The organism is Streptomyces sp. NPDC002911 (assembly GCF_053591835.1).
In genome coordinates, this window is record NZ_JBSFUO010000007.1 from 278,667 (window position 1) to 299,778 (window position 21,112).

20 protein-coding genes, 1 pseudogene and 1 riboswitch are annotated in these 21,112 nt (G+C 71.9%); of the genes and pseudogenes, 12 read left to right on the forward strand and 9 right to left on the reverse strand.

Going from position 1 to position 21,112, the window contains the following annotated elements; all coding sequences use genetic code 11:
* The first annotated feature begins 123 nt into the window (after positions 1–123).
* The 4 genes from ACWD04_RS14235 to ACWD04_RS14250 all read left to right on the forward strand — a co-directional run bounded on the left by ACWD04_RS14235 (position 124) and on the right by ACWD04_RS14250 (position 5,716).
* Positions 124–687, forward strand: coding sequence for a beta-class carbonic anhydrase (locus ACWD04_RS14235; RefSeq protein ID WP_451131571.1), 564 nt, complete (start codon positions 124–126; stop codon positions 685–687).
* A gap of 195 nt (positions 688–882) precedes the next feature.
* Positions 883–1,929, forward strand: coding sequence for an AAA family ATPase (locus tag ACWD04_RS14240; protein WP_451131573.1), 1,047 nt, complete (start codon positions 883–885; stop codon positions 1,927–1,929).
* Positions 1,929–3,302 carry a DUF58 domain-containing protein gene (locus ACWD04_RS14245; protein ID WP_451131575.1) on the forward strand — a complete coding sequence of 458 codons (1,374 nt, stop codon included), beginning with the start codon at positions 1,929–1,931 and terminating at the stop codon, positions 3,300–3,302. The genes ACWD04_RS14240 and ACWD04_RS14245 overlap by 1 nt, the downstream gene beginning before the upstream one ends.
* A complete protein-coding gene (locus ACWD04_RS14250) occupies positions 3,299–5,716 on the forward strand; it encodes a transglutaminase TgpA family protein (RefSeq protein ID WP_451131577.1) in 2,418 nt (805 codons plus the stop codon). The genes ACWD04_RS14245 and ACWD04_RS14250 overlap by 4 nt, the downstream gene beginning before the upstream one ends.
* A gap of 231 nt (positions 5,717–5,947) precedes the next feature.
* Here ACWD04_RS14250 and ACWD04_RS14255 read toward each other — a convergent pair whose 3' ends face one another.
* From ACWD04_RS14255 to ACWD04_RS14265, 3 genes are all read right to left on the reverse strand, one after another.
* Entirely contained in the window at positions 5,948–6,352 is a 405-nt protein-coding gene (locus ACWD04_RS14255) for a DUF3040 domain-containing protein (protein ID WP_014156735.1), read from the reverse strand.
* A 301-nt stretch (positions 6,353–6,653) separates the two neighbouring features.
* Positions 6,654–7,412 carry a class I SAM-dependent methyltransferase gene (locus tag ACWD04_RS14260; RefSeq protein ID WP_451131579.1) on the reverse strand — a complete coding sequence of 253 codons (759 nt, stop codon included), beginning with the start codon at positions 7,410–7,412 and terminating at the stop codon, positions 6,654–6,656.
* A gap of 102 nt (positions 7,413–7,514) precedes the next feature.
* Positions 7,515–8,054, reverse strand: coding sequence for an SAV_6107 family HEPN domain-containing protein (locus ACWD04_RS14265; protein WP_451131581.1), 540 nt, complete (start codon positions 8,052–8,054; stop codon positions 7,515–7,517).
* A 169-nt stretch (positions 8,055–8,223) separates the two neighbouring features.
* Here ACWD04_RS14265 and ACWD04_RS14270 point away from each other — a divergent pair.
* The 4 genes and pseudogenes from ACWD04_RS14270 to ACWD04_RS14285 all read left to right on the forward strand — a co-directional run.
* A pseudogene (locus ACWD04_RS14270) lies at positions 8,224–8,541 on the forward strand (ATP-binding cassette domain-containing protein); the annotation flags it as partial.
* A 136-nt stretch (positions 8,542–8,677) separates the two neighbouring features.
* A complete protein-coding gene (locus ACWD04_RS14275; protein WP_451131582.1) occupies positions 8,678–9,289 on the forward strand; it encodes a TetR/AcrR family transcriptional regulator in 612 nt (203 codons plus the stop codon).
* A 351-nt stretch (positions 9,290–9,640) separates the two neighbouring features.
* On the forward strand, positions 9,641–10,258 hold the full coding sequence (locus ACWD04_RS14280; protein WP_451131584.1) for a DUF4126 domain-containing protein: 618 nt from the start codon (positions 9,641–9,643) through the stop codon (positions 10,256–10,258).
* A 31-nt stretch (positions 10,259–10,289) separates the two neighbouring features.
* Positions 10,290–11,786, forward strand: coding sequence for a phytoene desaturase family protein (locus tag ACWD04_RS14285; RefSeq protein WP_451131586.1), 1,497 nt, complete (start codon positions 10,290–10,292; stop codon positions 11,784–11,786).
* Between the two features lie 34 nt (positions 11,787–11,820).
* Here ACWD04_RS14285 and ACWD04_RS14290 read toward each other — a convergent pair whose 3' ends face one another.
* The 6 genes from ACWD04_RS14290 to ACWD04_RS14315 form a co-directional block, all read right to left on the reverse strand.
* Positions 11,821–12,735, reverse strand: coding sequence for a hypothetical protein (locus ACWD04_RS14290; protein WP_451131588.1), 915 nt, complete (start codon positions 12,733–12,735; stop codon positions 11,821–11,823).
* Positions 12,736–12,785: 50 nt separating this feature from the next.
* A complete protein-coding gene (gene metF, locus ACWD04_RS14295) occupies positions 12,786–13,703 on the reverse strand; it encodes a methylenetetrahydrofolate reductase [NAD(P)H] (protein WP_451131590.1) in 918 nt (305 codons plus the stop codon).
* A 129-nt stretch (positions 13,704–13,832) separates the two neighbouring features.
* A complete protein-coding gene (gene thiE / locus ACWD04_RS14300) occupies positions 13,833–14,483 on the reverse strand; it encodes a thiamine phosphate synthase (protein WP_451131592.1) in 651 nt (216 codons plus the stop codon).
* A gap of 147 nt (positions 14,484–14,630) precedes the next feature.
* The gene (locus tag ACWD04_RS14305; RefSeq protein WP_326697067.1) at positions 14,631–14,996 is read right to left on the reverse strand and encodes an Rv2175c family DNA-binding protein; all 366 of its coding nucleotides are present in this window, start codon (positions 14,994–14,996) and stop codon (positions 14,631–14,633) included.
* Between the two features lie 59 nt (positions 14,997–15,055).
* On the reverse strand, positions 15,056–16,297 hold the full coding sequence (locus tag ACWD04_RS14310) for an NAD(P)/FAD-dependent oxidoreductase (protein ID WP_451131594.1): 1,242 nt from the start codon (positions 16,295–16,297) through the stop codon (positions 15,056–15,058).
* Between the two features lie 28 nt (positions 16,298–16,325).
* The gene (locus tag ACWD04_RS14315) at positions 16,326–16,667 is read right to left on the reverse strand and encodes a hypothetical protein (RefSeq protein WP_451131595.1); all 342 of its coding nucleotides are present in this window, start codon (positions 16,665–16,667) and stop codon (positions 16,326–16,328) included.
* Positions 16,668–16,718: 51 nt separating this feature from the next.
* A riboswitch (TPP riboswitch) is annotated at positions 16,719–16,831 on the forward strand.
* Between ACWD04_RS14315 and thiO the strand changes: the two genes are divergently transcribed.
* The 4 genes from thiO to pknB all read left to right on the forward strand — a co-directional run bounded on the left by thiO (position 16,829) and on the right by pknB (position 21,104).
* Complete coding sequence (thiO, locus tag ACWD04_RS14320; protein WP_451131596.1) at positions 16,829–18,022, forward strand: glycine oxidase ThiO; 1,194 nt, start codon at positions 16,829–16,831, stop codon at positions 18,020–18,022. It overlaps the preceding riboswitch by 3 nt.
* The gene (gene thiS, locus ACWD04_RS14325; RefSeq protein WP_451131598.1) at positions 18,019–18,261 is read left to right on the forward strand and encodes a sulfur carrier protein ThiS; all 243 of its coding nucleotides are present in this window, start codon (positions 18,019–18,021) and stop codon (positions 18,259–18,261) included. Before thiO ends, thiS begins: the two co-directional genes overlap by 4 nt.
* A gap of 2 nt (positions 18,262–18,263) precedes the next feature.
* Entirely contained in the window at positions 18,264–19,058 is a 795-nt protein-coding gene (locus ACWD04_RS14330) for a thiazole synthase (protein WP_451131600.1), read from the forward strand.
* A gap of 126 nt (positions 19,059–19,184) precedes the next feature.
* On the forward strand, positions 19,185–21,104 hold the full coding sequence (gene pknB / locus ACWD04_RS14335; protein ID WP_451131602.1) for a Stk1 family PASTA domain-containing Ser/Thr kinase: 1,920 nt from the start codon (positions 19,185–19,187) through the stop codon (positions 21,102–21,104).
* Positions 21,105–21,112: the final 8 nt, after the last annotated feature.

The window sequence follows — 21,112 nt, forward strand, 5'->3', positions numbered from 1 at the left end:
AACCTCACCCGGTCGGGTGCCTGAACGTGAGGCTTGTGGGGTACCTCACAACAAGGGGCGTTGATGTTCTTTGTCCCCTTCCACAGCACGCCAGGAGCGGTCGCGAACGCTAACGTCGTAGTCATGTCGACTTCTGCGCAGCCTTCCGCCGAGACCGATTCCCCCACGTCCTCCGCAGCCCGTTCCGGAGGGACCGTCACCGACCGCCTGGTCGAGCTGAACGCGCGTTACGCACAGGCGTTCAGCGACCCGGGCATGGATGCGCGGCCGGTACTGCAGGTCGCCGTGGTCGCCTGCATGGACGCCCGCCTCGACCTCCACGACGCACTCGGCCTGGAGCTCGGTGACTGCCACACCATCCGCAACGCGGGCGGCGTGGTCACCGACGACGTCATCCGGTCGCTGACCATCAGCCAGCGGGCGCTCGGCACCCGCAGCGTCATACTGATCCACCACACGAACTGCGGTCTGGAGTCGCTCACCGAGGGCTTCCGGCAGGAGCTGGAGCTCGAGGTCGGACAGCGCCCTGTCTGGGCGGTGGAGGCTTACTCGGACGCCGACCAGGACGTACGGCAGTCGATGCAGCGCGTGCGCACCTCGCCGTTCCTCCTGCACACGGACGACATCCGCGGCTTCGTCTTCGACGTGACCACGGGCAAGCTGCGCGAGATCCTGCCCACCTCCTGAAGCACCCCCGACATACAGACCCACATCCGGCATATCGCACCCACTTATCCACAGGCGAGTGACACGAAGCGGTAACGGCAACAAGAATGCGGGTGTGACATCTCTCCGGGTCCTCCGGAGAGTGTCCGTATGTCGGGGCGGGGCCGGGCAGATCTGCCCGTCGGCCCGTGCACAGAAGGGGCCGAGGAGGGCCGGGTGACGACCTATGACGATCGAGCGAGCCTCACAGATCTGACCACCACAGCGGAGCGGGTACGCAGGTCGGTCGAGGGTGTGATCGAGGGCAAGCCTGAGGTCGTACGCCTTTCGCTGACCGTGCTGCTCGCCGAGGGACACCTCCTGATCGAGGATGTGCCCGGGGTCGGCAAGACGATGCTGGCCAAGGCGCTGGCACGGTCCATCGACTGCTCGGTACGGCGCATCCAGTTCACACCGGATCTGCTGCCCTCGGACATCACCGGGGTCTCGATCTTCGATCAGCAGCGCCGGGACTTCGAGTTCAAACCGGGCGCGATCTTCGCTCAGATCGTGATCGGCGACGAGATCAACCGCGCGTCGCCCAAGACCCAGTCGGCGCTGCTGGAGTCGATGGAGGAACGCCAGGTCACGATCGACGGCCATACCTACGAGCTGCCCGATCCGTTCATGGTCGTGGCCACCCAGAACCCGGTGGAGATGGAGGGCACCTATCCCCTCCCGGAGGCGCAGCGCGACCGCTTCATGGCCCGTGTGTCCATCGGCTACCCGAGCGCCGAGGCCGAGCTGCAGATGCTCGACGTTCACGGCGGGGCCTCGCCGCTGGACGACCTGCAGCCGGTGGCGCACGCCCACGACATCGTGAAACTGATCGACGCGGTGCGCACGGTCCACGTGGCCGAGTCCGTCCGGCGGTACGCCGTGGAGCTGGTGGGCGCCACCCGTCAGCACCCGGATCTCAGACTCGGGGCATCGCCGCGCGCGACTCTGCATCTGCTGCGCGCCGCCAAGGCGTCGGCCGCACTGGCCGGGCGGGACTACGTCCTGCCGGACGACGTCCAGGCCCTCGCGGTCGCGGTGCTCGCCCACCGGCTGCTTCCCACGGCACAGGCGCAGCTCAACCGCCGTACGGCCGAGCAGGTCGTGCTGGACATCCTGCAGCGCGCGCCGGTGCCGACGTCGGGTGGCGCCGCCGCCCCCGCGCAGCCCCAGCCTCTGCCCGGCGTTCCGGTGTACGGCCGGCGGCCCGGCGCACGGCGGCTGTGATGCCGGCCGGGGCACCCGGTCCTGTGGACGACAGCGACGGCAGGGGCGGCCTGCGGGCGGCTCTGGGCGGACTGACGACACGGGGGCGGTCCTTCCTGGCCGCCGGTGTGGCGGCAGCGGTCTGTGCCTATGTGCTCGGCCAGGGCGACCTCCTCCGGGTCGGCCTGCTGCTGGCGGTTCTGCCCCTGGTCTGCGTCACCGTCCTCTACCGCACCCGATACAGGGTGTCCGGCAGCCGGCGGCTGTCGCCGTCCAGGGTGCCGACGGGCTCGGAGGCACGGGTTCATCTGCGCATGGACAACGTGTCCCGGCTGCCCACGAGTCTGCTCATGCTGCAGGACCGGGTTCCGTACGTTCTCGGCCCCCGGCCCCGGTTCGTGCTGGACCGGGTGGAGCCGGGCGGCGTACGGGAGGTGTCCTACCGGGTCCGCTCCGACCTTCGCGGGCACTACCCGCTGGGGCCCCTGCAACTGCAGCTCAGCGATCCGTTCGGGATGTGTGAGCTGACGCGTTCCTTCAGCGCCTACGACACCCTCGTCGTCATCCCCCGCACCGAGCCGCTCCCGGTACTGCGTCTGGCCGGGGAGGCTTCCGGATACGGCGACGGCAGACAGCGCTCGCTGGCGTCGGCAGGCGAGGACGACATCATCCCGCGCGGTTACCGCCACGGTGACGACCTGCGCCGGGTGCACTGGCGCTCCACCGCGCGCTACGGCGAGCTGATGGTGCGGCGGGAGGAACAGCCGCAGCGGGCCAGATGCACGGTGCTGCTGGACACCCGGCGGAGCGCCTACCGGGGGGCCGGACCCGGGTCGGCCTTCGAATGGGCGGTGTCCGCGGCGGCATCCGCACTGATGCACATGCTGGAGCGCGGCTTCGCGGTGCGGCTGCTCACGGACGAGGGGAGTGCCGTGCCGGGTGAGAGCCCCGACGACTTCGCCGGCTCGACCCAGGAGTCCGCGGACTCGGCGAGTCTGATGATGGACACTCTCGCAGTCGTCGACCACTCCGACGGGGGCGGTCTCTCCCGCGCGTACGACGCGCTGCGCGGGAGCAACGAGGGGCTGCTGGTGGCGTTCTTCGGCGAACTCGACGAGGAACAGGCATCGGTGGCCGCCAGGATGCGGCAGCGCAGCCGCGGGGCCCTCGCGTTCGTGCTGGACGGCGACGACTGGGCGCGCGGCGGAGCGGCCGCGCCTCCCGCGCCGGCCTCCGACCGCTTGCGCCTGCTGCGTGAAGCGGGATGGACGGCGATGGCGGTGCCACCCGGGGCGGAGCTCGCCCGGCTGTGGCAGCAGGCCGGACAGGGGGAATCCGGCGCGCAGTCCCCCGCCGCCGCACCGCCGACGGGGCTCTCCGGGGGATGGTCATGAGCGGGCGTAACCGACTGGCGCTGAGCGCCTTCGCGGCCACGATGATGGCGGCGGGGGCCCTGCTGCCCCTGGTCGAGACGTCCAAGTGGGTCCTGCAGGCCGCGTTCCTGCTGGCCGTTCAGTCCGGTGTGGGTGCACTCGCCCGCCGCCTGCGCCTGGCACGGGTCCTGACGGTCTCCCTCCAGGTGCTCGTCACCCTGTTGACGCTGACCGTGGTGTTCGCCAGGGAGCACGCCCTGTTCGGTGTGCTGCCCGGCCCCCAGGCGGGTCGGCGTCTCGCCGAGTTGCTGACCGTGGGCGCCGACGACGTCAGCAGGTACGCCATTCCCGCGCCGGCGACGGACGGCATCCGGCTGATGCTGATCGGCGGAGTGCTGCTGATCGGGCTCGCCGTGGACGTCCTGGCGGTGACCTGCCGCGCCGCGGCGCCGGCCGGTCTGCCGCTGCTCGCCCTCTACTCGGTCGCGGCCGGCCTCTCCGACGGTGCGGGATGGCTCTGGTTCCTGCTCTCCGCGTGCGGCTATCTGCTTCTCCTGCTGGCCGAGGGCCGGGACCGGCTGTCCCGGTGGGGACGGGTCTTCGGCGGTGTGTCCCGAACGTCCGGCGGGCCGGCGGCCGGCCTGGGCGGGCCCGGGCCCGCCCAGGCGCCGGTGCGTACGGGGCGGCGCATCGGCGCGGTGGCGCTGGGCATCGCGCTCGCCGTGCCCGCGGCCCTGCCCGCACTGGACGGCGGGCTGCTGGGTGGCACCGGCGACGGGCCGGGCAAGGGAGGCGGCGGGGGCACGATCTCCGCGGTGAACCCGCTGGTCTCGCTGCAGAACAATCTCAATCAGCCGGAGAACCGGGAGGTGATGTCGTACCGCACCGACTCCGGAAGTCCGCAGGACTTCTATCTGCGCATTCTCGCCCTGGATCAGTTCAACGGCGGCGAGTGGCGTCCGTCGACCCGCAGGCTGAGGGATGTCCCGGACAGACTGCCGCAGCCTGCCGGGCTGGGCGGGGATGTCGCCGTCACCGAGATCCGGACGAACGTCTCGGCGTCACGCTCCTACCAGCAGACGTATCTGCCGCTCCCCTACCCGGCGAGCGAGGTGGACGTCCAGGGCCGCTGGCGGTATGAGCCGGAAGGGCGCACCCTCGTCGGCGACGACGGCCAGACGACGGGAGGCGCGCGGTACGAGGTCAGCAGTCTGGTGGTGGAGCCGACGGCCGCCCAGCTCGCCGCCGCGAGGCCACCTCGTGCGGACCTGGCCCGTGAGTACACGCGGGTCCCCTCGTCGCTTCCTGGAGTGGTCGAGGAGACCGCCGAGCGGGTGACAGCGGGTTCCGCCGACGACTACGAGCGTGCCGTGAAGCTGCAGGACTGGTTCGCCTCGAAGGGTGGTTTCCGGTACGACACGAAGGTGACGTCGGGTACCGGCACCGCGGCGATCGAGCGGTTCCTGGAGGACAGGGAGGGCTTCTGCGTCCACTTCTCCTTCACGATGGCCGCGATGGCCAGGACCCTGGGCATTCCGGCGCGGGTCGCGGTGGGCTTCACGCCCGGTACGGTCCAGGCGGACGGTTCGGTCTCGGTCGGGCTCCGGGATGCGCACGCCTGGCCCGAGCTGTACTTCGAGGGCGTGGGCTGGACCCGTTTCGAGCCGACGCCCTCCCGTGGCAGCACCCCGGCCTACACCGTGCCGGACGCGCCCTCGCAGGATCCGAGCGATCCGGCGCTGCCGACGGACGGTGCCTCCGCGGCGCCCACCGCCGCCCCCTCCGCCTCGGAGTCCTGCCCCGCGCAGCTGCGCCGGCAGGGCGAGTGCGGTGCGTCCACGGCTCCCGGTGCGGTGACGTCCTCCGATCCGGGGACGCCGACGGGCACGGTGACGCTGTGGGTGCTCGGCTCCCTGGTGGTGCTCACACTCCCGCTTATGCCGATGCTCTGGCGTGTACGGGCCCGTGGCCGGAGGCTCGGCGCCTCGAGCGGGCGTACGCCCGCTGACGCGTCGGCCAGGGTGATGGCCGCCTGGCGGGAGATCACCGACACGGCCTGGGATCACGGCATCCCGCCGGACGAGTCGCAGACCCCTCGCAAGGCCGCGGCGCGTGTCGTACGGCGGGGTGGCCTCGACGGCCCGTCGGCCGCCGCGGTCCACCGGGCGGCGGGAGCTGTGGAGCAGGTGCTGTACGCACCCGGGCCGGGCGCGGCCTCCGTACCGGCCGAGGATGTACGGGACGTCCGGGCGGCGCTGTGGGCCTCGGCCGGACGCTGGGGCAGGCTGCGGGCGACGTTCGCGCCCCGTTCGGCCGTCCGGGTGATCTGGGCGGTCTCGGAGCGCAGGGCGGAGTTCGGCCGCCGCTGGTCGGACCCTGCGGGACGCGGCCGCTGGGCGGCGCGGCTGCGCCGCCCGTCACGGCAGGAGGGCTGATCCCCCTCTCGCCCCGGGGGGGGAGCGGATGCAGGCCGGTCTGGTCCCCGGTCCCCCGGGCGGGAGCAGATCCCGGGCGAGGGGCCGATGCCGTACAGGAGAACGTGTGAGGGGCGGTCGCTGTGATGCGACCGCCCCTCACATGCGAGGTTCAGCTCAAGTTCTCGGTGCGCGGTCCGTGTCCGGGGCCGGTGGCCGATGCCGCCCACCGCCGGCCGGGCAGAGGAAAGCTCACTGGCCCTGTTCGTCGCGGCGGCGCTGCCACCGCTGTTCGATCCGGTTCATCATCGACCGGCGCTGCCTGGGATGTCGGCTTTCGCCTCCGCCCCCGCTCGCACTTCCCGCCGGTTGCTGCTCACCGGGCTTCGGCGCTTTGCGCCATCCGGTGACCGCCAGCACGGCACAGCCCAGCATGACGAGAAATCCCGCCACGCTGACCCAGGTCTGCTGGAAAACCATTCCGGCCATGAGGAGTGCGATACCCACCAGGAAACCGGCTACCGCCTGGTAGACCCGTCGCCGGGTGTACCTGCGCAGCCCGCTTCCCTCAAGCGCTGTAGCGAACTTGGGATCTTCGGCGTACAGCGCTCGCTCCATCTGCTCGAGCATTCGCTGCTCGTGCTCCGAGAGCGGCACGGAGTCCTCCTCGTCGTCGGCCGCGGGGGCGACCGGTATGCGGCCCTTCCAGGATAGGCAGGGATTCGCCCCCGTGAAACCCGCCCTCTAGCCATAGCCAGTCCGGACCGCTATTTCGGCTCGGCTGCTGAGGCGTAGATTCCCCGACCTCCGATCCGTCATGCCGGATGGTGTCACCCGATCATACGGGGCTCGCGGCGCGATCGGGTGTTCTGGGCAGTACTCCGTCTGCAGCTGCGTTGCTGATCAGCCGTGCTGCCGTCGCGTTCGCGCCCGTGCTCCGGCGGTGCCGCCGCCCGGCTCAGGCGCGCTTCTCTCCCAGAACGTGCAGCTGGGTCGCCACCGAGTGGAAGGCCGGCAGTTCCGCGACGGCCGCCTCCAGCCTGAGGAGCTCCTCCATCGCGCCCGGTTCGGTGTCCACGAGAGCGCCCGGCACGAGGTCGGCGAAGACCCGTACCCCGTGGACCGCGCCGACCTCGATGCCCGCGGCGGCGACCAGTCCGGTCAGCTGGTCTGCGGTGAATCTGCGGGGCACCGGGTCACCGTCGCCCCAGCGCCCGGCGGGGTCCGTCAGGCCCTGCCGGGCCTCGGCGAAGTGTCCGGCGAGCGCCCTGGCCAGGACGGCCCCGCCGAGGCCGGCGCCGAGCAGGCTGAGGGCTCCGGACGGACGGAGCGCGTCGACCGCGTTCCGAACACCTTCGGCGGGGTCGTCCACGTACTCCAGGACGCCGTGGCACAGGACCGCGTCGTAACCGGCGCGGTCCACCACCTCGAACAGGCCGAGGATGTCGCCCTGGACACCGCGGACCCGGTCGGCGACACCGGCCTCCTCGGCGCGGCGCTCCAGCGCGAACAGGGCGTTCGGGCTGGGATCGACGACGGTGACCCGGTGGCCGAGCCGGGCGACGGGCACGGCGAAGTTGCCGGTGCCGCCGCCGGTGTCCAGCACGTCCAGGGCTTCCCTGCCGGTCGCCTTGACCCGGCGCTCGAGAGCGTCCTTGAGGACCTCCCAGACCACGGCGGTACGGAGGGAGGCGCGGGGGCGCAGCTGGTCCGACACGGCAGTTGACTCCTCGGCACGGTGCCGCCACGGACGGCGGAGCGTGAACGGTGCAGGTGATACGGGTGCTCTCCACCCTATTGCCTCGCACCGTCCTCGCGGTCACTCCTCGTCGGGCCGCCGCCCCGGGCCGTCCTTGCGCGGCTGCGGGACGACGGGCCGGAGGTCCAGCAGCCGCTCGACCAGGCGCAGGAACATGGCCGCGTCACGCAGCAGATCGTCGGCGTCGCGGCCGGTCGCCGCGCCGGGTATGCCCGCCTCCGCCCGAGCCCTGCGCCGGGCCCCGGAGGCGAACAGGGCGCTCCACTCGGTGAGCTCCGGCGCGATGCCCGGAAGGACTTCCCAGGCGCTGCGGATCCGCTCCCTGCGGCGCGCGCCGGTCTCGGGCCGACCGCGAGCGGCGAGCACGGCGGCCGCGGTGCGCAGCGCGGCGAGGTGCGCGGTGGCGTACCGCTCGTTGGGCACGTCGAGTACGGCTGCCTCGTCCAGGCCGGCGTGGGCCTGGGCGAGCAGATCGAGAGCGGCGGGCGGCGCCGTGGTGCGGCGCGGAACGGGGTGGACGTCGGTTGCCGGACCGGTCGGTGAGGGGGCAGGGCTGCCTGCGCGGCGCCGCGGGGCGGCGGCTGCGGATGAGCTGGCCATGACGAGCCTCCTGTCGTCGCGTGACGGCTCCGTGGCCGTATGTATCCATCGTGACGGCACCCACTGACAATTCCTCAGAATCCACCTCCGACCAGGCACTTTTGCGTCGAGCGCGGGTACGGGTGACTCTTTGCACTGACTGGTCAGTGCAAAGAATGGGGGTGGGAACGTGGACAGCCCGCACGGGGCGGCGCCGAGCGCTGAGGACTTCGGACTGTAAAGGGTCGCGCGGCTGGGTCTTCCAGGGAGTGGATGTCACCGCCGGTCCCGGATCGCTCGTCGCGGTCGCGGGGCCTTCCGGATCGGGCCGTACGCGTCCGCTGCTCGCACTCACGGGCCGGATGCGCTCACACGGGGACACGCCGAGGTGGGTGGCGAGCGCCTGCCCGGCCGGCTCGCCGCCGTACGCGGATGCAGCGCGCCGGGCCCGGTCCCCTGGGTCGGTGTACTGGCCCCCTCCTTCAGCGTCGCCGGGCATCTGCGACAACCGTCCTGCCGGCCTTCACCGCGTGCGCCCTGGCGCTGACCGCGCTCTCCGCCGGGCGCAAACAGGTATGGACCCTGGACCGGCTGCATCCGGAGCTCAGTCTCTGAGCACGCCCGGACCTGTGAGAATCCTCGATATGGACAGCAGTAGCACCACGCGCCGCCAGGCCACCCGGCAGAAGCTCTACGAGGCGGCGGTGACCCTCATCGCGGAGAAGGGCTTCTCCGCGACGACGGTGGACGAGATAGCCGAGCGCGCCGGGGTCGCCAAGGGCACGGTCTACTACAACTTCAGGAGCAAGACCGAGCTGTTCGAGGAGCTGCTGCGGCACGGCGTCGGACTGCTCACCCAGTCGCTGCGGTCCGCCGCCGAATCGACGGACGCACGCGGCGGTACCCGTGTGGAAGCACTGGACGCGATGATCAGGGCAGGCCTGGTCTTCATCGACCGCTACCCGGCCTTCACCCAGCTGTACGTCGCCGAACTCTGGCGCACCAACCGTGCCTGGCAGTCGACCCTCCTGGTGCTGCGCCAGGAGGCCGTCGCCGTCGTCGAGGGGGTGCTCCAGGAGGGCGTCGCGGGCGGTGAGCTCAGCGAGGAGATCGACATCCAGCTGACGGCCGCCGCACTGGTCGGGATGGTTTTGGTGGCGGCTCTCGACTGGCAGGCGTTCCAGCCCGAGCGGACGATCGACGACGTGCACTCCGCCCTGTCCCTGCTGCTGCGCGGCCGGGTCAGCGGGCGCTGAGGCGCCCTCCCTGCCCCCACCGCGGAAAAACGCCGGTCCGGTGGAATTCGATCCCCCCGAATTCCACCGGACCGGCGTCCCGTACCGCCGCGGAGCCCTCCCCCGTGACCCCGTGTCCCCCGTGGTCCCGGAGCTCCGCCGTGCGCCCCCGTTCCGTCCGGGGTGCCGCGCCGTTCCGCCGCCCCGTGCCGGCGGTCCGGGCGCCGCGCCCCTTCCGTGGTCTCCACTCTTCCGTCTGCGCAGGTGAGGGCCTATCCGCATCCCTACTCATCTCCCGTACTAGGTAGAGGTACTCAGGCCTGCGCGGCAGTTCCCACCCGAGCGTCTCCCCGACTGGCTACGATCTCGTCCGTGTCCTTACTCCCCCTGGTGTTCACGAGTGGCTGGGCGAGCGGGATCAACGCCTACGCGGTGGTCCTCCTCCTGGGCGTCTTCGGCGCGACGGGCCTCTCCGACGAGGTGCCGGAGTCCCTGCAGCGCACCGATGTACTCGTGGCCGCAGGCGTGCTGTTCCTGTGCGAGACCGTGGCCGACAAGATCCCGTACGTGGACTCGGCCTGGGACGCGGCGCACACCGTGATCAGGCCCCTGTCCGGCGCGGTCGTCGCGGTGCTGCTGGCCGGCGGGAGCGGGGCGCTGCCGGAGCTCGCGGCGGGAGCCGTGGGTGGCTCCACCGCCCTGCTGAGCCATCTGGTGAAGGCCGGCACCAGGATGGCGGTCAACACCTCGCCCGAGCCGTTCAGCAACGCCGGGGTCAGCGTCGCGGAGGATCTCGGCGTCGCCGGGATCCTCACCTTCGCGGTCTTCAACCCGGTGGCGGCGGCCGTCGTCGCCGGGGTCCTGCTGCTGCTCGGCCTGGTGGTACTCCTCTTCCTGGCCTCCCGGATCGGCCGGTTCCTGCGCCGCGGCGCGCAGCGCCGCGAGGAGAAGCGTCCGGCAGGTGCGGGCAGGCACCGGCCTCACGATTGATGTGTCGGTGCCACCCCTTAGGCTCACTGACATGGCACGAATTGCGGTGATCGGCGCCGGGACCGGCGCGATGGCGGCGGCCGCCCGGCTCTCCGTGGCAGGCCACCGGGTGACGGTGTACGAGCGGTCGGAGACCTACGGCGGCTCGCTCGGCCGGTATACCCGCGACGGCTTCGTCTTCGACACCGGCCCCGGGCTGCTGCATCTGCCTGCGGTCTACCGCGACCTCTTCGTGAAGACGGGCAAGGAAAGCCTGGAGCAGTGCCTCACGCTCACCCAGGTCGACCCGGCGAGCCGCCATCTCTTCGCCGACGGCACCGCGGTGTCGCTGCCCAACGCCTCGCGGGCCGGGGTGGTCGGCGCACTGGACCGGGCGCTCGGCGAGGGGGCCGGGGCCCGATGGGGGGCTTTCCTGGACCGGGCGGGGACCGCGTGGAACCGGTCGCGGAGGCCACTGCTGGAGGAGCCGCTGCCCGAGGACCGGCAGGTGCTGAGCCGCGATCCCTACCCCGCGGTGCGCCGGCGCAGGCTGCTGCGCACCGCCCTGCGGGCGGGGACGGTGGCGGAGGTGGGCGCCTGGGAGCTGGGCGACCCCCGCCTGGCGGCCCTGCTCGACGGATACGCCCTGTCCTACGGGCTCGACCCGCGCCGCGCGCCGGCCGCCGCCGCCCTCCTGCCGTACATGGAGGAGACCTTCGGCAGCTGGTACGTCGCCGGGGGCATGCGCACGCTGGCCGACGCGGTGTACGAGCGGTGCCTGGCCCGCAGGGTCGAGTTCGTCTTCGGCGCCGAGGCCATCCGGGTGTCCGAGAAGGACGGGCGGGCGGCAGGGGTCGAGCTGGCGGACGGCGGGAGCGTGGAGGCCGACCACGTGGTCCTGGGCGCGCAGCCGTCGCCCGGGCTCCTGCCGGCCGGGGAGGAGCGGTCCGCCGGGGCGGGCGGGGCTCCGGTGCCGGGACGCTTCCTCGTCCTGCTGTCGCTTCGCGGCGCCCGCGAGTCCGGCGCCGCGCACCGGACCGTGGTGCACACGGCGGACCCCGTCACGGAGCAGGAGGCGGTGTTCGGCGGCCGGACGGCGGAGCGGCCGACGGTGACGGTGCTACGCCCGGACGACCCCGCCACCCGCCCCGACGCGGAGCACGAGGCCGTGACCCTGACGGCGACGGTGGCACCGCACGGTCCGGTTGACTGGACGGCCCCGGCGCTGCGCGAGCGGTTCGCGGACGCGGTGATCGGCCAGGCCGCCGAGGCGGTTCCAGGCCTCCGCGAGCGGATACTCCACACCGAGGTGCGTACGCCAGCCGAGACCGCGGGTGACACGGGCGCCGAGGGTGGTTCGGTGCCTACCCCCGCCCTGGCCGGGGTAGGGGGCGCGTATCTGCACTCCGGAAACCGCGCGCCACTGCCGGGGCTGTACCTGGCGGGCGGCTGGTCACATCCCGGCGGTGGGCTGGCCCACGCCGGGATGTCGGGTGCGCTGGTCGCCGGACTCGTCGTGGAGGGGGACACCTTCCGCGGCTCCCGGTGAGCCGTGGAAGGTGCGTCGGCTGCCGGTCGGCAGGTCAGTAGCGGTACTGCTCGTTCTGGCCTGTGTCGTACCCGTTGCCGTACGGGCCGGGCTGGACGGGTGCTTCCGGCGGCATCGGGGGATGCTGCCCGCTCTCGCGCTGCTGCGGAACCCACACCCCGCCCGGCGGGGTGTCCGTGTACTGCCCGGCGTACGGGTCGGCGGGCTGCTGCCCGGTGCCGTAGGAGGCGTCGTAACCGTTGCCGTAGCTGTCGTGCCCGGTGTACTGCCCGGGGCCCGTGGTGGCGTTCGTGCCGGTGTAGGGATCGGAGTGGGCCGCGTAGCCCGCCTGGCCGGTGTCGTGGTCGTACTGGCCCGCGTAGGTGCCCTGGTCCTGGTACGTGCCCTGGCCCTGGTAGCCCTCCTGGCCGCCGTAGGGGTTCTGGGCGGGTTGCTGGCCGTAGCCGGTGTACGGGTCGTAGGCGGCGTACTGCTGCTGCTCGCCGTACTGGTCCTGCCGGTCACCACCGCCGGCCGGGGCGGGGTCGGTGTAGACGCCGTACTGCCCGGTGTCGTCCGGCAGCGGCTCAGGTGCGTAGACCGCCGAGGGGGCGGCCTCCGCCTGCTGGGGGGCGCCCTCGTACTCGAGGCCGGAGACTTCGAGCGTGGGCTTCGGGTTGCGGCCCGCCCCACGGCGGCGGCGGCTCTCACCGGGACTGCCGCCTATGGCCCAACCCGTCGAGAAGCCGCGCCTGAAGGAGAGCGTCACATACGTCTGGCCCGTAGCGAAGGCGACCGCCCCGATGATGATCACCAGCACGGAGGCGAGCAGGACACCGAGGACCACGCCGAGGAAGCCTGCGAAGGCGAGCAGCCGCCAGCGCAGACGTGCCTTGTACTGCAGGAGCACCTCGCCAAGCAGCCACAGCGCCACTATGCCGAATGCGATGTAGAGGACCGTCCAGCCCACGCCCGCCCCCTCCTACGGCCACCGCCCCGGATGGTGGCGGGTACGGCCGGTCACGACTGCTTGTGCAGTCCGAGATTCTCGTAGATCTCGAGTGTCGCCGTCGAGTTGTTGAGCGTGATGAAGTGCAGCCCCGGGACTCCCTCGGAGAGCAGTTTCGCGCAGAACTCCGTGGCGAACTCGATGCCAATGGAGCGTACAGCGGCCGGGTCGTCCTTGGCTGCGAAGATGCGCTCTTTCAGCTCGGAAGGCAGGGATGCGTTGCTGAGCTGCGCGAATCTCTCCAGTTGTCTGACGCTGGTGAGCGGCATCACCTCGGGAATGACCGGAGTTTCGCAACCCGCAGCGACCACACGGTCACGCATATGCAGATAGCTTTCCGGATGGAAGAACATCTGGGTGATCGCGTAGTCGGCACCGGCGCGGCACTTGTCCACGAAATGACGGATGTCGGAGTCCCAGCCGTCGGACCGCGGATGCATTTCGGGGAATGCCGCGACGCCGACGCAGAAATCACCGGCCTCCTTGATCAGCCGGACGAGATCCGCCGCGTACCGCACGCCGTGCGGGTGCTCGATCCACTCACCCATCGGGTCGCCGGGCGGGTCACCCCGCACCGCCAGGATGTTGCGGATACCGGCGTCGGCGTACTGCCCGACCATGTTGCGCAGCTCGGCGACGGAGTGGTCGACGGCGGTGAGGTGCGCGACCGGGGTGAGCGTGGAGTCCGCGGCGATCTGCTGGGTCGCCCGGACCGTCCCGGCGCGGGTGGAACCACCGGCCCCGTAGGTCACGGAGACGAAGCTCGGCCCCACCGCCTCGATCCGGCGCAGCGCGTTCCAGAGGTTCCGCTCACCCTTCTCGGTCTTGGGCGCCCAGAACTCGAACGAGAACGACATCTCGCCGGTCGCGAGCATCTCACCCACGGTGCGCGCGTGATCTGTCCTGGTGGAAGGTGTGCCAAGGGCCATACTGGGAGGTTAACCAGGGCCCGGCGGTACCCCAACCAGAGAGGGTGATTTGCCCGGAATGAGGTGGGCTTTGTCCACCCTTCGGACAGCCCTCGGGCAGCCGCCGCCTCGGAGTGCGAGGCCGTACGTTCAGACAGCGCGCGCCCGGATGCGTCGCGCGAGCGACGCGGCCGCCGTGGCCGGATCCGCCGCCTCGGTGATCGCCCGCACGACGACGACACGGCGTGCGCCGGCGTCCAGCACCTCGTCCAGATTCCCGGCGTCGATCCCGCCGATGGCGAACCAAGGGCGCGTCGTGCCGAGCGAGGCGGCATAGCGCACGAGGCCGAGGCCCGGGGCGTGCCGGCCGGGCTTGGTCGGGGTGGGCCAGCAGGGGCCCGTGCAGAAGTAGTCGACGCCCGCCTCGGCGACGGCCGCGTCGACCTCGGCCTCGGCGTGGGTGGAGCGGCCGATCACGGCGTCGCCGCCGATCACGGCGCGGGCGGCGGGCACCGGCAGATCGCCCTGCCCGAGGTGCAGCACGTCGGAGCCGATGGCATGGGCGACATCGGCCCGGTCGTTCACCGCGAGGAGCGCGCCGTGGCGCTTGCAGGCGTCGGCGAACACCGCGAGGTGTTCGAGCTCCTCGGCCGCCTCCATGCCTTTGTCGCGCAACTGGACGATGTCCACGCCACCGGACAGCACCGCGTCGAGGAACTCGGGAAGGTCACCCTGCCGCTTGCGAGCGTCCGTGCACAGATAGAGCCGGGCGCCGGCGAGCTGGGAGCGAGGCGTGGACATGGCGATTTCCCCCGTCGGTGTGTCGATGGATCACTGATGCGGCGACGAATCGCCCGTACGTCGAGGGACCGCCGTGCCGGCAAGCCCGATAACGGCGGGGTGCGGGCCGCGTGTGCCACGGCCCGCACCCCGCTCATGGTCGTCCGGTCAGACGGCGAGCGCCTGGGCCCGGCGCTTCACCTCCGTACCGCGATTCTCGCTCAGGGCCTGCGCGGGGGTGCCCGGCAGGCTCGGGTCAGGGGTGAAGAGCCAGTCCAGCATCTCTTCGTCGTTGTAGCCGTCGTCCCTCAGGAGTGTCAGGGTCCCTGCGAGCCCCTTGACCACCTTGTCGCCGTCGATGAAGGCGGCAGGCACCTGGAGCGTCCGGTTCTCACCACGTCGTACGGCGATGAGCTGGCCTTCCTTGACCAGCTGCCGAACACGCGTCACCTCGACATCGAGCATTTCCGCGATGTCGGGAAGGTGGAGCCAGGCGGGGACGAGAGCATCGATCTTTGCGTCAATCTCGGTCACAGGGACAAGCGTGCCATCCCGGACCGGCAGCCGGTACCCGGGCCGACCGTACGAGGCCGTCACTGCCCCTGGAGGACCGTCGATTTCAGCGGTACGGAGGAGTCGGCGGCGCGCACCGGATCGATCCGCGCCCCGGCTTCGACGAGCTTGCGCCCCTGCGCCAGGTCGCGCACCCTGCCGACGGCCAGCACCGCGACCAGGACGCCCTCCCGTAGCCAGCAGACCGTCCAGGACGCCTCCGCGGGGTCACCCCGCCACAGCAGCGTGTCGGCATGGGCGTGACGACCGGCGTACTGCACGAAGCGCCCGAACTGCTCGGACCAGAAGTAGGGCACCGGGTCGTATGCCCCGGCCGTACCCTCCGCGAGGGCCGCCGCGACCGTCTGGGGCCCCTGGAGGGCGTTGTCCCAGTGGTGGACCAGCAGCCGTTCCCCGTAGCGGGCGGAGGGGAAGGAGGCGCAGTCGCCCACCGCGTAGACGTCGGGCAGCGAGGTGCGCAGGGAGCTGTCCGCGGTGACCGAGCCGTCGGGGCCGAGCTCGATGCCCGTGCCCGCGAGCCAGGCGGTGGCGGGCCGGGCGCCGATGCCCACGACCACCGCTCCGGCGGGGATCACCCGGCCGTCCGCCAGGTGGACCGCGCCCTCCTCGACGCGTGCGACCCGGGCGCCGGTGAGGAGTTCGGCTCCGCTCTCGGCGTACCAGCGGGCCATAGGAGCGGCGGCCTCGGCGGGCAGCGTGCCCGCGAGGGGGCGGTCCGCGGCCTCGACGACGGTGACCGCGCAGCCGGCCGCGCGGGCCGCGGTCGTGAACTCGGCGCCGATCCAGCCCGCTCCGACGACGACCACGTCGTGCTGCCGTTCCAGGACGGGCCGCAGCCGTGCGGCGTCGTCGAGGGTGCGCAGCAGATGGACGCCTGGCACGCCCTCGGAACCGGGCAGCCCGATGGGTTCCGCGCCCGTGGCGAGGACCAGCACGTCGTAAGGGACGGGGCCCGCAAGGGTGTCCAGCTCGTGCGCCTCGGCACGCAGGCCGGTCACGTCGACGCCCAGGCGCAGCGTGATGTCCAGTGCCTCGAAGTCGATGTCGAAGGCGGAGTCCTCGGCCTTGCCGAGCAGGACCGCCTTGGACAGCGGCGGCCTGTCGTACGGCTGGTGCGGCTCGGCCCCGATCAGCGTGACCGGGCCCGTGAAGCCCCGTCGGCGCAGGGCCACGGCTGTCTGCACACCGGCCATGCCTGCCCCCACGACCACGACTCCATGCGGCCGCTGTCCCACTGCCGTGTCCTGCGTCTGCTCGCTCACCCGTCCACCCTAATCACCCGATACATCGTCAGCTCGTGAGCTCCTCCACGACGCTGGTCCCGCTGCCCTCCTGGGACTCCCAATCCCACCGCTCGTTTAGACGGACCCGGCCGTCGGGCAGATCCGTGACCGTCGAGACGCAGTGCCCGGAGGACGTCGTTCCGTCGTGCTTCAGCTGGACGTAGCGGAAGTCCAGGGTGTCCGCGTCGCGGGTGCCGACGAGATGCCCGCGGACGACGTCACCGCCCGTGTACCCGGCCCATATCCGGCCGTCCTGCTCGTGGTACGTGAAACGGGTCCCGGTCCCGACCTGGCCGGGGGCCTGGTCGGCGACCGGCGACAGGACGAGTCCGTCGAGCGAACGGGCCACGGGTACGGCTCCCTTACTGGCTGCGAGCGGTGGGGTCTAGGCTGGCCACCGTAAGACACTCGCGGGAGTCCGGACGCACCGGGCTGAGAGGGAGGCTGGCCGGCCTCCGACCGTACGAACCTGATCCGGGTCATGCCGGCGAAGGGAGGGGCTGGACGCCCATGCGCATCTCCGCAGACAGTTCCGACGTCCTGGTCGTCGGAGGCGGCATCATCGGTCTGGTGACCGCCTGGCGGTCGGCCCAGCACGGTCTGAGCACCACCCTCGCCGACCCCGAACCGGGCGGCGGGGCCACGCAGGTCGCGGCCGGAATGCTCGCCGCCGTCACCGAACTCCATTACGGCGAGCAGATGCTGCTCGGCCTCAACGTGGCCTCAGCGGCGCGTTATCCGGCGTTCGTGGCCGAGCTTGAGGTTGAGAGCGGGCAGGAGACCGGCTTCCGTGCCTGCGGCACCCTGTCCGTCGCGCTGGACTCCGACGACCGGGCGCATCTGCGGGAGCTGCACGCTCTGCAGCTGCGTTCGGGGCTGGAATCCGAGTGGCTCAGCGGGCGCGAGTGCCGCCGTCTGGAACCGATGCTCGCCCCCGGTGTGCGCGGCGGGCTGCGGGTCGACGGCGACCACCAGGTGGATCCCCGGCGACTGGCCTCGGCGCTGGTCACCGCGTGCGAACGGGCTGGGGTGGTCTTCCACCGCGCCTGGGTCCGGCGGCTGTCCGCCACGGGCGGCCGCGCGACGGGAGCCGTCCTCGCGGACGGTACGGAGCTCGCCGCAGGCCAGGTGGTTCTCGCCGGCGGCAGCCTCAGCGGCCGGCTCGAAGGGCTGCCCGAGGCCGTCGTGCCGCCGGTGCGCCCGGTCAAGGGGCAGGTGCTGCGGCTCACCGTGCCACCCGCGTACGCGCCCTTCCTCAGCAGGACGGTGCGGGCCGTCGTGCGCGGCAGCCAGGTGTACCTGGTCCCACGTGCCAACGGTGAGCTGGTCGTCGGCGCGACCACTGAGGAGCTGGGCTGGGACACCACGGTCACCGCGGGCGGGGTGTACGAACTGCTGCGGGACGCCCATGAGCTGATGCCCGGCATCACCGAGCTTCCGTTGACCGAGACCCGGGCCGGTCTGAGGCCCACCACGCCGGACAACGCGCCGCTGCTGGGCCCCACCGCCCTGCCCGGCCTGCATCTCGCCACCGGGCACCACCGCAACGGAGTGCTGCTGACTCCCGTCACCGGCGATGTGATGGCCCAGGTGCTGACCACCGGCGAACTGCCCGAGGTGGCCCGCCCCTTCATACCGGACCGCTTCGGCCCGTCCCGCGAAGCCCCCTCCCCCGCCCCGGCGCCCCAGGAGCAGCCCGCATGACAGAGCCCCCGACCGCCTCCGTGTCCGTGTCCGTGTCCGTGTCCGTGTCCGTCAACGGGGAGTACCGCAGTGTCCCCGCAGGGACCCCGCTGGACGCCCTCGTCGCTTCCCTGACCACAGCCCCTTCCGGGGTCGCCGCCGCGGTCAACGAGGCCGTCGTCCCGCGCGGCCGGTGGTCGGCCACCGCGCTCGCCGACGGCGACCGGGTCGAGATCCTCACCGCGGTCCAGGGAGGCTGACCATGTCCGACGATCTCTTCGCCCTCGGTTCCACGACGTTCTCGTCTCGGCTGATCATGGGGACGGGCGGGGCGCCCAGCCTCGACGTGCTCGAACGCTCCCTGATCGCCTCGGGCACCGAGCTGACCACCGTGGCGATGCGCCGGCTCGACCCCTCCGTGCAGGGTTCGGTGCTCTCCGTCCTGGAACGCCTCTCCATCAAGATCCTGCCGAACACCGCGGGCTGCTTCACGGCGGGTGAGGCCGTGCTGACCGCCCGGCTGGCCCGGGAGGCGCTGGGCACCGACTGGATCAAGCTGGAGGTCGTGGCCGACGAGCGGACCCTGCTGCCGGACCCGATCGAGCTGCTGGACGCCGCCGAGATCCTGGTCGACGACGGGTTCACGGTTCTGCCGTACACCAATGACGACCCCGTCCTGGCCCGCAGGCTCCAGGAGGTGGGATGCGCGGCTGTCATGCCGCTGGGCTCCCCCATCGGCTCCGGGCTCGGTATCCGCAACCCTCACAACTTCCAGCTGATCGTCGAGCAGGCCACCGTCCCGGTGATCCTGGACGCCGGTGCCGGAACCGCGTCGGACGCGGCGCTGGCGATGGAACTGGGCTGTGCGGCTGTGATGCTCGCCTCCGCGGTGACCCGGGCGCAGGAGCCGAAGCTGATGGCGGCGGCGATGCGGCACGCGGTGGACGGCGGACGCCTGGCGTACCGGGCGGGACGCATCCCGCGCCGCCATTTCGCCGAGGCGTCCTCGCCGAGGGAGGGCCGAGCGGTGCTGGATCCGGAGCGCCCGGCCTTCTGAGGTCCTGGCCCCGGCGGCGGCCTCCCGGCCACAGAACGTGCATGTCCCGTCACGGCTCGGCACCGGAACCGCCCCCGGCCCCCTCGGCCCATCCGTCGTGTCCGTGGCAGCTCGTAGACTCGCTCCGTGGACACGACCCTCCAGGACCCCCTTGTCGGGCAGCTGCTCGACGGCCGCTATCGCATCGATGCGCGCATCGCCGTCGGCGGTATGGCCACGGTCTACCGGGCCATGGACACCCGGCTCGACCGGGTGCTCGCGCTCAAGGTGATGCACCCGGCGCTGGCCGCGGACGCCGCCTTCGTCGAACGCTTCATCCGCGAGGCCAAGTCCGTCGCCCGGCTCGCCCACCCCAACGTGGTGGCCGTCTTCGACCAGGGCGCCCAGGGGGCGTATGTGTACCTGGCGATGGAGTACGTCGCGGGGTGCACCCTGCGCGATGTCCTGCGCGAGCGCGGGGCGCTGCAGCCCCGGGCCGCGCTGGACATCCTCGAACCGGTCCTGGCCGCCCTCGGCGCCGCGCACCGCGCGGGTTTCGTCCACCGCGACATGAAACCGGAGAACGTCCTGATAGGGGACGACGGCCGGGTGAAGGTCGCCGACTTCGGTCTCGTACGCGCTGTGGGCACCGCCACGGACACCACCGGTTCGCTTCTGGGCACGGTCTCGTATCTCGCCCCTGAGCAGATCGAGCAGGGCACGGCCGACACCAGGTCCGACGTGTACGCCTGCGGTGTGGTGCTCTACGAGATGCTGACCGGTGGCAAGCCCCACGCCGGGGACACCGCCGCCCAGGTCATCTACCAGCACCTGAATCAGGACGTCCCGGCGCCGTCCGAGGCCGTGCCGGGCCTGGCCGCTGGGCTGGACGAGCTTGTGGCGGCCGCCACCGCGCGCAACCCCGATGTCCGTCCGCTCGACGCGGTGGCCCTGCTGGCGAAGTCCCGCGGGATGCGGGCGGCTCTCACCGAGGAGCAGCTCGACAGGGTGCCTCCGCAGGCCCTCGCGGAGGCACACGACGCCGCCGAGGACCGTACGAGCGTGATCCCCAGGGTGATCCCGGCGGGTCAGGGCACCGCCCACCACACCAGCCGGCTGGAAATGCCCCCGCCCCAGGAACCCGGGCACGGACGGCGCCGCCCCTTCGCCGGCCGCGGTAACCGGCGCGGGATGCTCGCCGTGCTCGTCGCCGTCCTGCTGGTGCTGGGGGTCGGATCAGGCGTCTGGTACATCAACTCGGGTCAGTTCACCCGGGTCCCCTCCCTTCTGGGCCAGACCCAGAGCGCTGCCGGGAAGCGGCTGGCGGACGAGGGCCTCGATCTGAAGGGTGTCGAGCGCGCCTACAGCGACACGGTGAAGCGCGGCACGGTGATCAGTAGCGATCCGGGCGCCGGTGAGCGGATCCGGGGCAACGACGCGGTGAAGCTGGTGATCTCGCGCGGCCCGGAGATCGTGAAGGTCCCCGATGTGGAGGGTCTCTCGCTCGGTGACGCCCGGCGCGAGCTGAAGAAGACGGGGCTCGCGCCCGGGATGGTGACCCGGGAGTTCAGCGAGGACATCGCCCGGGGCGAGGTGATCCGTACGGATCCGGCCATGGGCACCGAGCGGCACCCCGACTCCGCGGTCGCCCTGGTCGTCAGCAAGGGCAGCCCGGTCGACGTCCCCGACGTCACGGGACTCGGCATCAAGGAGGCCACGGCCGAGCTGGACGAAGCGGGGCTCAAGGCGAAGGTGCTGCCCGAGCGGGTCAACTCCCCCGAGGCCCAGGGCGAAATCGCCCGGCAGACGCCCGGAAGCGGTGCGGAGGCGGCCGAGGGCGACACCGTGGAACTCACCGTCTCCAAGGGCCCGCGCATGCTCCAGGTTCCCGATGTCACGGGGAAGGACGTCGAGGAGGCCCGGAGCACACTGGAGGACGCGGGGTTCGAGGTCAAGGTCGACCGCCCGTTCCTCTCCTTCAGCGACACGGTCGGGAGCCAGTCGGTGGAGGGCGGCGACAAGGCCGCCGAAGGCTCCACGATCACCATCAGGACCAAGGCCCTGTAGACCCCCCG

What these genes read in the sequence shown, in the direction of transcription:
- ACWD04_RS14235 (WP_451131571.1), top strand. Translation starts at nt 124, where the DNA reads ATGTCGACTTCTGCGCAGCCTTCCGCCGAGACCGATTCCCCCACGTCC.
- ACWD04_RS14245 (WP_451131575.1), top strand. Translation starts at nt 1,929, where the DNA reads ATGCCGGCCGGGGCACCCGGTCCTGTGGACGACAGCGACGGCAGGGGC.
- ACWD04_RS14250 (WP_451131577.1), top strand. Translation starts at nt 3,299, where the DNA reads ATGAGCGGGCGTAACCGACTGGCGCTGAGCGCCTTCGCGGCCACGATG.
- ACWD04_RS14265 (WP_451131581.1), bottom strand. Translation starts at nt 8,054, where the DNA reads ATGGCCAGCTCATCCGCAGCCGCCGCCCCGCGGCGCCGCGCAGGCAGC.
- ACWD04_RS14275 (WP_451131582.1), top strand. Translation starts at nt 8,678, where the DNA reads ATGGACAGCAGTAGCACCACGCGCCGCCAGGCCACCCGGCAGAAGCTC.
- ACWD04_RS14285 (WP_451131586.1), top strand. Translation starts at nt 10,290, where the DNA reads ATGGCACGAATTGCGGTGATCGGCGCCGGGACCGGCGCGATGGCGGCG.
- metF (WP_451131590.1), bottom strand. Translation starts at nt 13,703, where the DNA reads ATGGCCCTTGGCACACCTTCCACCAGGACAGATCACGCGCGCACCGTG.
- thiE (WP_451131592.1), bottom strand. Translation starts at nt 14,483, where the DNA reads ATGTCCACGCCTCGCTCCCAGCTCGCCGGCGCCCGGCTCTATCTGTGC.
- thiO (WP_451131596.1), top strand. Translation starts at nt 16,829, where the DNA reads ATGCGCATCTCCGCAGACAGTTCCGACGTCCTGGTCGTCGGAGGCGGC.
- thiS (WP_451131598.1), top strand. Translation starts at nt 18,019, where the DNA reads ATGACAGAGCCCCCGACCGCCTCCGTGTCCGTGTCCGTGTCCGTGTCC.
- ACWD04_RS14330 (WP_451131600.1), top strand. Translation starts at nt 18,264, where the DNA reads ATGTCCGACGATCTCTTCGCCCTCGGTTCCACGACGTTCTCGTCTCGG.